The organism is Cellulomonas sp. NPDC057328, from assembly GCF_042667215.1.
Taxonomy (GTDB): Bacteria; Actinomycetota; Actinomycetes; order Actinomycetales; family Cellulomonadaceae; genus Cellulomonas.
Map to the genome: position 1 here is coordinate 34938 of NZ_JBHUZW010000019.1, position 12639 is coordinate 47576.

The 12639-nt window shown below is 74.1% G+C and carries 10 protein-coding genes; 4 read left to right on the forward strand and 6 right to left on the reverse strand.

The genetic code is table 11. The annotated features are described in order from the left end of the window. Positions 1-38: 38 nt before the first annotated feature. From ACFUMH_RS05855 to ACFUMH_RS05870, 4 genes are all read right to left on the reverse strand, one after another. A complete protein-coding gene (locus ACFUMH_RS05855) occupies positions 39-1025 on the reverse strand; it encodes a Gfo/Idh/MocA family protein (RefSeq protein WP_378201823.1) in 987 nt (328 codons plus the stop codon). Beyond that, the gene (locus ACFUMH_RS05860; protein ID WP_378201826.1) at positions 1025-2116 is read right to left on the reverse strand and encodes a DegT/DnrJ/EryC1/StrS family aminotransferase; all 1092 of its coding nucleotides are present in this window, start codon (positions 2114-2116) and stop codon (positions 1025-1027) included. Before ACFUMH_RS05860 ends, ACFUMH_RS05855 begins: the two co-directional genes overlap by 1 nt. Then, positions 2113-2730 (reverse strand): DapH/DapD/GlmU-related protein, encoded by a 618-nt coding sequence (locus tag ACFUMH_RS05865; RefSeq protein WP_378201829.1) that lies wholly within the window; start codon positions 2728-2730, stop codon positions 2113-2115. Before ACFUMH_RS05865 ends, ACFUMH_RS05860 begins: the two co-directional genes overlap by 4 nt. 79 nt (positions 2731-2809) lie before the next feature. Beyond that, the gene (locus ACFUMH_RS05870; RefSeq protein WP_378201832.1) at positions 2810-3907 is read right to left on the reverse strand and encodes a UDP-N-acetylglucosamine 2-epimerase; all 1098 of its coding nucleotides are present in this window, start codon (positions 3905-3907) and stop codon (positions 2810-2812) included. Between the two features lie 89 nt (positions 3908-3996). Between ACFUMH_RS05870 and ACFUMH_RS05875 the strand changes: the two genes are divergently transcribed. After that, the gene (locus tag ACFUMH_RS05875) at positions 3997-5046 is read left to right on the forward strand and encodes a glycosyltransferase (RefSeq protein ID WP_378201833.1); all 1050 of its coding nucleotides are present in this window, start codon (positions 3997-3999) and stop codon (positions 5044-5046) included. After that, positions 5043-6299: a hypothetical protein gene (locus ACFUMH_RS05880; protein WP_378201836.1), complete on the forward strand. Its 1257-nt coding sequence runs from the start codon at positions 5043-5045 to the stop codon at positions 6297-6299. The genes ACFUMH_RS05875 and ACFUMH_RS05880 overlap by 4 nt, the downstream gene beginning before the upstream one ends. A gap of 58 nt (positions 6300-6357) precedes the next feature. Here ACFUMH_RS05880 and ACFUMH_RS05885 read toward each other — a convergent pair whose 3' ends face one another. Next, on the reverse strand, positions 6358-7965 hold the full coding sequence (locus ACFUMH_RS05885) for a DUF2142 domain-containing protein (RefSeq protein WP_378201839.1): 1608 nt from the start codon (positions 7963-7965) through the stop codon (positions 6358-6360). 217 nt (positions 7966-8182) lie between these two features. On the opposite strand from ACFUMH_RS05885, the gene ACFUMH_RS05890 reads away from it, so the two are divergent. Continuing rightward, positions 8183-10945 (forward strand): N-acetylmuramoyl-L-alanine amidase, encoded by a 2763-nt coding sequence (locus tag ACFUMH_RS05890; protein WP_378201842.1) that lies wholly within the window; start codon positions 8183-8185, stop codon positions 10943-10945. A gap of 74 nt (positions 10946-11019) precedes the next feature. On the opposite strand, the gene rfbD is transcribed toward ACFUMH_RS05890, so the two are convergent. Further along, a complete protein-coding gene (gene rfbD, locus ACFUMH_RS05895; protein WP_378201845.1) occupies positions 11020-11874 on the reverse strand; it encodes a dTDP-4-dehydrorhamnose reductase in 855 nt (284 codons plus the stop codon). Positions 11875-11973: 99 nt separating this feature from the next. Here rfbD and ACFUMH_RS05900 point away from each other — a divergent pair, with 99 nt between their 5' ends. Continuing rightward, positions 11974-12597: a dTDP-4-dehydrorhamnose 3,5-epimerase family protein gene (locus ACFUMH_RS05900; RefSeq protein ID WP_378201848.1), complete on the forward strand. Its 624-nt coding sequence runs from the start codon at positions 11974-11976 to the stop codon at positions 12595-12597. The last annotated feature ends 42 nt before the right edge of the window (positions 12598-12639 follow it).

The following is a 12639-nucleotide window of genomic DNA, read 5'->3' on the forward strand; positions in this document are numbered from 1 at the left end:
CCGCCCGTGGTAGCGGGCGGACGGGGACAGCCGGAGCCTCAGAGCGCGACGGTCTGGCCGGCCGCCGCCGACCGGAGCACGGCCTCCGCCACGCGGACGGTGGCCGCGCCCTCTGCGAGCGTCACGACGTCGTGCCGGACCCCCAGAACCGCGTCACGGAACGCCTCGTGCTCAAGCAGCAGCGGCTCCCGCTTGCCGAGCGCGTACCGCACGGTGTCGCCCTCGCTGACACCGCGGAAGCCGGCGAGAGACTCCCACGTGGTCTCGACGGTCGCGTTGGCGTGGTACGTGAGGTCCGCGGTCACGGTGTCGGCGACGAACGAGCCCCGTTCGCCCGACACGACCGTGGTGCGCTCCTTGAAGGGCGAGAGCCAGTTGACGAGGTGGCTGGTCACGACGCCGTGCCGCAGCGTGCCGACGAACGCGACGAGGTCCTCGTGCGTCCGGCCGCTCTTGTGCGCGACGTGAGCCGTCACGCTCGTGTAGGGCGACTGCGTGATCCACGACGTGAGGTCGATGTCGTGCGTCGCGAGGTCCTTCACGACGCCGACGTCGGCGATCCGCGACGGGAACGGTCCCTGCCTGCGGGTGGCCACCTGGTAGACGTCGCCGAGGTCGCCGTTGGCGAGGCGCGCACGCAGGCTCTGCAGGGCGGGGTTGTAGCGCTCGATGTGACCGACCGCGCCGACGAGACCCTCCCGGGCGAAGGTCGTGACGATCCGGTCCGCGGCCTCCGTCGTCGGGGCCAGCGGCTTCTCGATGAGCACGTGGACGCCCGCGTCAGCCAGCGCGAGGGCGATGTCCTCGTGGTAGGCGGTGGGGGCGGCCACCACCGCGTAGTCGACGCCGGCGTCGACGAGCGACTGCACCGAGTCACCGACGCGCAGGCCCGCGGCCACGCCGTGGGGGTCGCCACCCGGGTCCGCCACCGCGGCGAGCGTCACGCCCTCCAGCGAGCGCAGGACGCGCGCGTGGTGGCGGCCCATCATGCCGAGGCCGAGGAGCCCCGCGCGGAGCTCGGCCATCAGGCACCCGCCTTCGCCGTCGCGTTCACCGCGGTCACCACGCGGTCGAGATCTGCCTCCGTCAGCGCGGGGTGCACCGGCAGCGACAGGACCTCGTCGCAGGCCTGACGGGTGGCCGGCAGGTCCAGCGTGAGGGCGAACGACGGCAGCTCGTGGTTCGGGATCGGGTAGTACACGCCCGACCCGATGCCGTGCTCCGACAGGAGCGCCGCGGCGAACCCGTCTCGGTCGTCCTCGATGCGGATCGTGTACTGGTGCCAGACGTGCTCGGCGCCCTGGGCGACCACCGGGACGCCGACGCCCTCGAGACGCTCCGAGAGGTGGTGCGCGTTGCGCTGCCGCGTACGCGTCCAGTCGTCGAGCTTCCCGAGCTGGACGCGGCCGATGGCCGCGTGGATGTCCGTCATGCGGGCGTTGAAGCCCACGACCTCGTTCTCGTAGCGTCGCTCCATGCCCTGGTTGCGCAGCAGCTGGACCGCGCGCACGACCTCAGCGGTGGCGCACGACACCATGCCGCCCTCGCCCGACGTCATGTTCTTCGTCGGGTACAGGCTGAACATCGCGAAGGTGCCGAACGTGCCGACCCTGTGGCCCTGCCACCGGGCGCCGTGCGCCTGCGCGGCGTCCTCGAAGAGCTGCAGGCGGTGCTCCTCGGCGAGCCTCGACAGCGCCGTCATGTCGGCCGGGTGGCCGTACAGGTGCACCGGCATGATCGCGGCCGTGCGGTCCGTGATGACGGACGCCACCGACTCCGGGTCCAGGCAGTAGGTGGCCGGGTCGATGTCGGCGAAGACCGGCGTGGCGCCGGTGAGCGCGACCGAGTTGGCCGTCGCGGCGAAGGTGAACGAGGGGACGATCACCTCGTCGCCCGGGCCGATGCCCGCGGCGAGGAGACCGAGGTGCAGACCGGTCGTGCCGGAGCTCACCGCCACGCACGCGCGTCCCTCGACGAGCTCGTCGGCGAACTCGCGCTCGAAGGCGGCGACCTCCGGGCCCTGGGCGATGACGCCGGTCCGCATGACGCGGTCCACCGCTGCGCGCTCCTCGTCCCCGATGAGGGGCCTGGCGGCCGGGATGACGCTCGTGCTCATGCCTGCTCACTCTCCTCGGGCCGGTCCGCGAGCGCGAGACCGGCTTCCGTCTCCTCGTAGGTCTCTCCTGTCGTCGGGCACCGCCATCGGCCGCGCTCCGCGGGCTCGAGGGGGACGCCCGCCCGGCCGACCCAGCCCACGCGCCGCGCCGGCACCCCGACCATCAGCGCGTGGTCGGGCACGTCGCGCGTCACGACCGCACCCGCGGCGACCGTGGCCCACCGTCCGACGACCACCGGTGCGACGCACACCGCCCGCGCACCGATGGACGCCCCCGTGCGCACGGTGACGCCGGTCGCCTCCCAGTCGCTCGCGCTCTTCAGCGAGCCGTCGGGGTTGACGGCTCGGGGGAAGGTGTCGTTCGTGAACACCACGGACGGCCCGACGAAGACGCCGTCCTCCAGGACGGCCGGCTCGTAGACGAGCGCGTAGTTCTGGATCTTGCACCGGTCCCCCACGCGGGCGCCGCTCCCGATGTAGGCGCCGCGGCCCACCACGCACTGCTCACCGATGAGCGCGCCGTCACGCACCTGGGCGAGGTGCCAGACGGAGCTGCCCTCTCCGATCGAGGCGGTCGGGTCGACGTCGGCCGAGTCGGCGATGCGGACGCTCACGGGTCTCCTGTCTGACGGGCGGGCGCACCGCCGCGTGCGGGGTCGTGACCCGCGGGCGCACCCCTGCGGGCCTCGCGGGTCATGCGCCGAGCAGGTCCACCGTGTCCGCGATCTGCCGGCTCGGGTGGAAGTCGTCCAGCGACGGCTCGATGCGGTGCTGCTCGTACGTCTCGAGGAAGCGTCGCAGACGACCCGCGTCGTAGCGCGTGAGGACCATCTGCGACCCCTCGCCCTCGTGCCTCTCCGTCTTCGCGCGGTGGATGGCGCAGGGGATGCCGAGGTGGTTGCTCTCCTCCTGCAGGCCGCCGCTGTCCGTGACCACGTACTGGGCGCGCGCGAGCACCGGCATGAAGTCGACGTAGCTGAGCTTCTGCTCGATCCTGAAGCGCTCGCCGTCGAAGAGGCCGTCGAGCCCGTACTGCGCGATGCGCTCGCGCTCGGACGCCCCCGCGAAGTACACGATCGGGACGTTGCGCGACGCGTCGCGCAGGAGCTCGAGCGCCGTGCGGTACAGGTCCTCCTTGCTCACCAGCTCGAAGCGGTGAAGGGTGGCGACGGCGTACCGCTCCGGGAGGACCAGCGTCGAGGATGACGGCCGCGACAGCGCGAACCGCACCGCGTCGACGATGGTGTTCGCGCCGGTGACGACGACCGCACCGCGCCGGTGGCGGAGGTTGTGCGCCTCGTTGGCGCTCGGGGCGAAGTGGACGTCCACGAGATGCGCGGCAACCCGCCGGTTGACCTCCTCCGGGAACGGGTGGAGCAGGCTCCCGCTGCGCATGCCGGCCTCGACGTGCCCGACGCGCGCGCCGAGGAGCCTGCCCACCAGCGCCCCGAGGGGAGCCGTGAAGGTGTCGCCGTGGACGAGGACCCAGGGCTGCCGGCCGTCGCGGCGCAGCCGCGCGCGGAGCCGGCCGCGCTGCGACAGCACCGTGCGCGCGAGCCGCAGGGCCCACCTGGGCGCGTCGACCGGTCGCGCGAGGTTGCGAGCGCCGCGCTCGGGCACCAGCCACACCGCCGGACGCGGTAGGTCGAGATCACCCAGTGCCGCCGGGAGCTCCTCGACGTGCTGCCCCGTGTACCAGATCTCCACGTCGCGTCCCCGGTCGGAGAGCTCGTGGTAGACCGGGGCGATCTTGATCAGCTCCGCCGTGGTGCCAACGATGAACGCAATCACTCACTGACCTCCTTGGTCGCGGGCAAGCATACGGGCCGACGGGACGCCGTCCGCCGACCCGGCGGCCACGACCACACTACGATCGCCGCGTGCTGCCTACCCCGAGCAACCGTGCCGTCCCCGAGCTCGATCGACTGAGCGTGGTCGTCCCCGTCTACAACGAGGAGCGCTGGATCGGTGCAGCGCTCGACGCGCTGGTCGAGTCGGCCGGGCGTGCAGGCATCGACCTTGATGTGGTGGTCGTGGACGACGGCAGCAGCGACGGCACGCCGCAGGTGCTGGCCGAGCGGGACGGCCGGGAGGGCGTGCGGGTGCTGACGCAGGCGAACGCCGGTCGCGTCGCCGCCCGCCGCGCCGGGGTCGTCGCCGCCCGGCACCCGTGGGTGCTGCTGCTTGACAGCCGGGTCATCACCTCCCCCGAGGCGCTCTCGTGGGTCCGCGACCAGGTCGCCGAGCATCCCGATCGGACGGTGTGGTGCGGGCACGTGGACGTGGACGCGACAGGGAACCCGTACGCGGCCTACTGGTCGGCGCTCGTCAAGCTGGGCTGGCACCGGTACACGCGCCGGCCGCGTCTCGTGTCGTTCGGCGCCCAGGACTTCGACGCCTACCCCAAGGGCACGGGCTGCCTGCTGCTGCCGACCGACCGCCTGCGGTCCGCCCTGACGGGCTTCACCTCGCTGTACGAGGACGCGAGCCTCGCCAGCGACGACACGCGGATGCTGCGCGAGCTCGCGGCGGAGCACCGGATCTGGCTCTCGCCGCGGTTCGCCTTCACCTACCACGGCAAGAGCGGCTACCGCGGGTTCGTGCGGCAGGCCTTCTTCCGCGGCACGACGTTCGTCGACGGCTACCTGGGGCAGTCGCGGCTGATCGGCCCGGCGATCGTCGTCGCCGCGGTCGTGGGCATCGCCACCGTGGCCACGGCTGCGTGGCGGCCGCGTGTGGCCGGCACGGCCGTCGCCGCGGGGCTCGTCGCGGTCCCCGCGGCCGTGCGCGCGGCCGGCGGCTCGGCCGGTGAGGTGCGGGCTGCCGCCACGCTGACACCCGTGTTCGTCCCGACGTTCGGGGCCGGAGTCCTGCGCGGTCTGGCGCTCGCGCTGGTGACCCGCCTGCGCCGACGCGCCGACGTGCCGTGACCCGGCCGCGCGCCGTCGCACGCCAGCTCGCCACCGTCGGAACCGCCGTCGCCGTCGCGAGCGTGCTCGGCTACGTGCTGCAGGTGGCGGTGGGCCGCTCGCTCTCCCCCGCGGACTACGGCGTCTTCGTGGCGTTCTGGGGCGCCACGTTCGGGCTCGCCAGCTCGCTGTCGACCGTCGAGCAGGAGGTCGCTCGCCGCACGGCCGACCGCGACCCCACGAGCGTGCCGTCGACGGCAACGTTGACCGTCACGGCCGCCGTCCTCGCGCTACTGCTCGGCGCGCTCACCCTCATCCCGGCGGTCGGCGACCGCATCTACGGTGCGCCGTCCCCGGCGCTTGCCGTCGTCGTGCTCGTGTCGGCGGCAGGGTTCGCCGTGCAGTTCGCCACGCGTGGACGGTTGATCGGGCAGGACCGCACCCGACCGTTCGGGGTGCTCGTCGTCGTCGAGGCGGCTGCCCGCCTCGTCGCCCTCGTCGTCGCGTTCGTCCTGGTGACCGAGCTGACGCCGGAGGTCGCGGCCGTGTGCGTCGGCTTCGGCGCGTTCGCGTGGCTGGCCCTGTGGGCGCCGGCGCGGGAGGTGCTGCGCGGCGCCCGCCGGGAGCACGTGCCCGCCGCCGTGCGCCGTGCCGGCACGCTGATGGTGGCCGCGGCGCTCACGGCCGTGCTGATCACGGGGTACCCGACGCTCGTCACCGCACTGACCGGCGAGGCGCCCGGAGCGGCCGGTGGTGCGGTCTTCGCCGCGCTCACGGTGTCGCGCGTGCCCCTGCTCGTGGTCTCCCCCGTCCAGGCCGTCACGGTGCCGGCGGTGGTGCGCTGGCGCGCCACGGCGGCGGACGGCGGTGCGGCGATGCTCCGCGCCATCGTGCGACGCGGCGGCGCGGCGCTGCTGGTGCTCGCCGCCCTCGCGGGAGCCGTCGCCTGGTTCGTCGGCCCGTGGGCCGTCCGCCTGCTCTATGGGCCCGCGTACGACGTGCCGGCCCTCGCCGTGGCGCTGCTCGTCGGGTCCGCCTGCCTGCTCGCGGGCGCGCTCCTGGTGTCCGCCGCGCTGGTCGCGGTCGAGGCGCGGGGGGCGATGACGGCGATGTGGGGAGCGGCCCTCGCCGGCACGGCCGTGTGGCTCCTTGCGTCGCCGTACGAGCTCGTGCTGACGACCGCGATCGGGGCGCTGGTCGGCCCCGTGCTCGCGCTCGGAGTCGGCACGACCGCGCTCGTGCTCCGCACCGGTCGTCTCGGCGCGGACGCCTGACCGACGGACGGCCCTGGGGCGGTGATGCCGCCGAGCGGCATCCGGATGGTCGGCGACGTCAGGGGTTCCGGAGGTCGGAGCCGGACGAGCGCGGGTCCGACGACGCCGTCGGGCGCCGCTCTGCTCGGCCGTCGCCGACGGACTCGAGGTCGGCGACGACCACCGTACGAGATGCGTGCCCCGGCTCGGCAGCGGTCACGGCGGGGCCCCGCCGCGCCGAACGGCGCAGCGCCACGACGTCCACCGCCGCAGCCGGACGCGCGAGGTCCGCAGTGATCAGGCCGAGTGCCAGGACGAAGGCGACGGTGCCCACCGCCCACGTCCCCTGCGGGCCGATCGGCAGGCCCCACCACCACTCGAGGTCCGCGTCGAGGTCCAGCGTCGCGACGTCGGTCCCGGTCACGTACCGGCGCAGGTTGTAGTGCAGCGCCACCGCGTTGGTGAGACCCAGACCCAGGACGACGGACCACCGCTGCGCGGGCGACAGCCGCACCGCCGCCCCACGCACGCGGGCAGCGGCAGCGGTCACGAGGAGGACGAGGAGCGGGAGGATGTAGCGCGGCTGCACGCCGGCCCCGACAGGCACGTCGGAGACGTACTGGATGTAGGTCGGCACCACGAGGACGGCGCCCGCGACCGCGCCGACGGCTAAGCCCCAGCGGGTGCCGCGACCGCCGAGCGCCACCAGCAGGGCGCCCGCGAACACTGCCCAGCCGACCACGTGCACCATCGGCGGCATGCCCGTGTCCAGCCACCCGAGCCCCCATGTCCCGAAGTTGCCCTGCCACAGGCTCGGCACGGAGACCAGCAGGTCGACGAAGCCCTTCCAGGTGAACGGGGTCTCGCGCGCGCCCTCGACCGCGGATGACTGGCCGGCGGTCAGGAAGGAGGTCGCGGCGCCGACCGCCAGGACTCCGGCGAACGCCAGGCGCAGGAGGTCCGCCCGGCGGAACCTGCCCGCCATGAGGACGGCCGCCGCGATCGCGAGCACCAGGTACAGCGCCGCGTCCGACCGCGCGCCGCTCCCCATCAGCACCGACAGCCCGGCCAGCGCGCCGAGGGCCACGGTGCGCCCGCGACCCTCGGCACGCAGGAACGCGGCCAGCGAGACGAACGCGAACGGCACGCTCATGATCGCCCAGCTGCTCGGGTTGACCGACGGCAGGAGGAAGAGCCCGAAGGGCACCGACGTGACGGTGAAGGCGAGCACCACCGCACGGCGCAGGCCGGCCGGCGCGAGCACGGCGGTGGCCGCGCCGAGCGCGACGAACAGCAGGGCGTTGACCAGTCGCATCACCACCACGGAGACGGACGGGTCCGTCCCGACGAAGAGGTGCATGAGGAAGTAGAAGACGGGCGGGTAGTCACCCTCGAAGTTGCCGCGCGTGGTCTCGACCAGCGTGGGGTCCGCGTCGGCGAACGCGCCGACCTGGCACTGGGCGGACACGTCCGACTTGAAGGCGAAGCAGGCCGCCTCGCGGATCGAGCGCGGTACCTCGCGCGAGCCGGCGGTGTCACCGTCCTCGCAGGTGCCGTCGTCCTCACCGCCTCCGCACCAGATGCTGACCAGGTGGTAGTCCTCGTCCGGCGTCGCTCCGACCGGCGAGGCGAGCGCCCACACCCCGAGCGCCACGAGCAGGGAGACCACTCCCAGGAGTGCGGACAAGAGGCGCCGTCGATCACTGCTCGGGAGGGACACGGCGCTGTGTATATCACAGCACCTTCCGCTTCCCGGCAGGCGACGCCGGCGCCCCCGGGGGGCCGCGAGAGGACTGCGCCCTGCCGTCCCGGCATCGGACGAGGACACGCCGGGCCCGAGGCACACCGCCGAGGCGCAGGGGCGGCATCATGCCCATCAACACCGTCGGAGGGGGCAGTCCACCATGCACGTCACTCGTACCGCAGCAGCCGGCGCCACCGTCGCCGCGCTGCTGCTCACGCTGGCGCCAGGCGCGGTGGCGGCACCGACGAGGACACCGGCCGCGCCGCTGGACGCGCCCGAGGTGTCCGTCAGCGAGCTGGACCTGACGGGCGTCGCGCGCTCGGAGCTGGCGGCGCTGCCGGCCGATCCGCCGCTGCCCGAGGACAGCACACCGATCGACGAGCCGACGGCCGGCACCGTCCCCTCGGCGTGGCGCGCCGGCGGTGCCGCCGCCGTCCGTGGTGCGTCGGTCGCGACGCCGGATCCGGAGGCCAGCCCCACACCGGTGGCCACGCCCGTGCCGACGGCGGGTTCCTCCCCGACGTCCGTGCCCGAGCCGACGACGGTCCCGGCGCCGACGGACACACCGGCGCCGTCCACCGGCGCCACGCCGACGAGCCCCGCCGACGAGCCGATGCCCACACCCGACGTCCTCACCGGCCCCCTGCCGACCGAGCCGTTCACCGTGCTCGGCCTGTCCTGGGACAACGGCGCCACGGGCGTGGTCGTGCGGTACCGCGTGCGGACGGGCGAGACGTGGAGCCCGTGGGAGGCGGTCGGTGCGTCCGACGTCGCACCGGACGACGGCTCCGCCGACGCCGACGCCGGCGCGTCGAGCCGCGTCGCGTCCGATGCGGTCGTCGCACTCGGCGCGGACGGCCTGCAGGTCTGGGCCGAGGCGGAGGACGGCCAGGTCACGGGGTTGAAGGCGGTCCTGATCGACCCCGGCCACACCCCCGCCGACGAGCGCGTCGACACGCCCCCGTCCTCGGCGCGGGGTACCGCTGGTGACCTGGGTGACGCGGTGTTCCGCACAACGGCGCTGACGACGGCGCAGCCGGCGACCGTGGTCGCGGCGTCGTACCCCGTCCCGGCGATCGTGCGCCGCTCCGGCTGGGGTGCCGACGAGTCGCTGGCCACCTGCAAGCCGGACGTGTCGCCGTCCAACGTCGCGGCCGTCGTCCACCACACGGCGTCGACGAACTCCTACTCCGCCGCCGACGTGCCCGGACTCCTGCGCGGGATCTTCGCGTATCACACGCGGCCTGAGTCGGCGGGCGGCCGTGGCTGGTGCGACATCGGCTACAACTTCCTCGTGGACCGCTTCGGGCGGATCTTCGAGGGCCGCGCCGGCAGCATGGACCAGACCGTGGTCGGCGTCCACACGGGCGGCTTCAACAGCCGGACGGTCGGCGTCTCGGCGATCGGCGAGTTCGGGGCGAGCGGCGCGCCGGTCGAGATGCTCGAGGCGATCTCCCGCACGATCGCCTGGAAGTTCGCCCAGCTGCGCACCTCCGGCTCGGGCACCGTCGCCCTCGTCTCGGGCGGTGGCGCCACGTTCTACCCCGCCGGGACGACCGTCGTCCTGCCGACGATCTTCGGGCACCGCGACGCCCAGCAGACCTCGTGCCCGGGCCAGAACCTCTACAACGCGCTGCCGGCGATCCGCGCACGCGTGTCACAGCTCGTGGACGCGGGAGTGGCGGCGTCCCCCTTCGGCAACTGGGAGCGCACCACCGTCTCGCCGGAGGCCGTCGAGGTGGCCGGCTGGGTCCACGACCCCGACACGCGCGGCCCGGTCCGGCTCGTCGTGGACGTCGACGGACGGCGTACGGAGGTCGTGGCCGACCGTGCGCGCCCGGACGTCGCGGCCGCGCACCCCACCGCTGGGCCGGCACACGGGTTCACGGTGCGGGTACCCCTCGCGCGAGGGCGCAACGTCGTGTGCCTGTGGGCGGTCAACGTCGCGGGGGGGTACGACACCACGCTGGGGTGCCGTGACCTCACCGGCACCAACGCGCCGCCCGTGGGCTCGATCGACGAGCTGAGCGCGACGTCGGACACCCTGACGGTGCGCGGGTGGGCGCTCGACCCGGACACGCGGGACCCGATCGACGTGCACATCTACGTCAACGGGGTCGGACGCGTGGTGCGCGCCGACCTGAGCCGCCCCGACGTCGACGTGGCCTACGGACGCGGTGATCGCCATGGGTTCTCGCTCCAGCTGCCCGTTGCGGGCGGCACGCACCAGGTCTGCGTGTACGCGATCAACACGCCCGCGGGCGCGAACACGACGCTGGCGTGCACGACGGTGGTGGCGCAGAACCCGCCTCCGCTGGGACGCGTGGACGAGGTGACCACGACATCGGGCTCCGTGACGGTCCGCGGGTGGGCGTTCGATCCCGACACGACCGAGCCCATCGACGTGCACGTGTACCTGGACGGGGTGGGCCGCTCCGTCCGAGCGGACGCTCGCCGGGGTGACATCGCGGCGGCGTTCGGCCGCGGCGACCGCCACGGGTTCGAGGTGACCCTCCCGGCAGCCCCGGGTCAGCATCAGCTGTGCGTCTACGGGATCAACACCCCTGCCGGCCCGAACACCACGCTCGGGTGCCGCACGGTGTCCGTCGTGGACGCAGCACCGCTGGGCAACCTGGAGGCCGTCGTCGGCGGCGCCGGGCGGGTGTCCGTCTCGGGATGGGCGTTCGACCCCGACACGACGCAGTCGATCGACGTCCACGTGTACGTCGACGGGGTCGGCCGAGCGGTGCGGGCCGACCTGCCGCGCACGGACGTGGGCGCAGCGTACCGGCGCGGCGATCGACACGGCTTCTCGACGTCGGTGCCAGCCGCGCGCGGCTCGCACCGGGTTTGCGTCTACGCCATCGGCGTGCCCGCCGGCAACAACCCGGCCCTCGGCTGCGCCACCGTCACGGCCTCCTGACGCGGTCCGGGTGCCTCCCGCACGGGGGGCACCCGGACGAAGCGCACGGACGGGGCACGGGCGACGGTCGCGGCTCAGCCCACGATGTCGGGCGCCGCGAGACGCCACCGCTGGCGCCAGTCGCCGATCGGGTCCACGCCGACGGAGCGCAGGGTGTCGTGGGACAGCACGGACCACGCGGGACGCGGCGCGGGACGGACGAACGCCTCGGACGTCGTGGGGCGCACCGCGTCCACCGGCACGTCGACGACGCGCGCGACCTCCTGCGCCAGCTCGAACCAGGACGCCCGGCCCGAGGACGTGCCGTGGTACGTGCCGCTCGGGGCGTCGGCCACGACGAGCCGGTGCACGAGCTCGGCGAGGTCCCGGGTCCACGTCGGCTGCCCGACCTGGTCGGCGACGACGTCCACGCCACCGCGCTCTCGCAGCAGTCGCGCGATGGTGCGGGGGAAGCTCGGCCCGTGCTCGCCGTACAGCCAGGCGGTGCGGACGACGAGGTGGTCCGGGGTGGCGGCACGCACGGCCCACTCCCCCGCTGCCTTCGTCCGGCCGTAGGCGGACCGCGGGGCGAGGACGCCGTCAGCAGCGTAGGGCTTCGTCGCGGCACCGTCGAAGACGTAGTCCGTCGACACCTGCACCATGCGGGCACCACGGGCAGCGGCGGCGCGGGCCAGGACCTGCGGGCCCACGGCGTTGACCGCAAACGCCGACGACTCCTGGGCCTCGGCGTCGTCGACGGCCGTCCACGCCGCGCAGTTGACGACCACCTGGAGGTCCCCGACGGCTGCGAGCGCGGTGTCGACCGACGACGGGTCGGTGACGTCGACGACGCCGCGATCGGCCGCGACGACGTCCTCACCGACGGAGCGGAGCACGTCCACCAGGTCCCGCCCGAGCATTCCGCCCGCTCCCACGACCCACCACCGCATACGCCGGACCCACCGTCTCTCGTCGTTCGTGCCGGACGGCTGCCCACCCTAGTGGCCCATACTGGGGCCGTCCGCAGCGAACGAGGAGAGGACGACGTCGTGGAGTACCGCGAGCTCGAGGTGCCGGGAGCCTGGGAGATCACGCCGAGGCAGTTCCGCGACCCACGGGGGACCTTCCTCGAGTGGTTCACGGAGCCCGCGTTCGCCGGCGCGGTCGGCCACGGGCTGCAGCTCTCGCAGGCCAACATGTCGGTCTCGGCCGCCGGGGTGCTGCGCGGCGTCCACTTCGCCGACGTGCCGCCCGGGCAGGCGAAGTACGTCACGTGCGTGCGCGGGGCGGTCCTCGACGTCGTCGTGGACATCCGCGTCGGGTCGCCCACGTTCGGCGCGTGGGACAGCGTCCTGCTCGACGACGTCGACCGGCGCGCGATCTACCTGGCGGAGGGGCTCGGCCACGCGTTCCTGTCACTCGAGGACGGGTCGACGGTGACCTACCTGTGCTCGACGGGGTACTCCCCGGGTCGCGAGCACGGCATCCACCCGCTCGACCCCGAGCTCGGCATCGACTGGCCGACCCAGGACCGTGCGGGGCGTGCGCTCGAGGTCCTCCTGTCGGACAAGGACGCCGCCGCGCCAACGCTCGCCGAGGCACGCAGGCAGGGCCTGCTGCCCGACCACGCGGCCGTGGTCGCCTACGTCGAGGAGTTGCGCGCCGGGCGCTGACGCCGCCGCGCACGGGAGGCGTTGGCCGCCCCGGCGGCGGAC

Bases quoted from the DNA above. Each gene is read 5' to 3' on its own strand.
- ACFUMH_RS05860 (WP_378201826.1), bottom strand. From the start codon at position 2,116: ATGAGCACGAGCGTCATCCCGGCCGCCAGGCCCCTCATCGGGGACGAG.
- ACFUMH_RS05855 (WP_378201823.1), bottom strand. From the start codon at position 1,025: ATGGCCGAGCTCCGCGCGGGGCTCCTCGGCCTCGGCATGATGGGCCGC.
- ACFUMH_RS05890 (WP_378201842.1), top strand. From the start codon at position 8,183: ATGCACGTCACTCGTACCGCAGCAGCCGGCGCCACCGTCGCCGCGCTG.
- rfbD (WP_378201845.1), bottom strand. From the start codon at position 11,874: ATGCGGTGGTGGGTCGTGGGAGCGGGCGGAATGCTCGGGCGGGACCTG.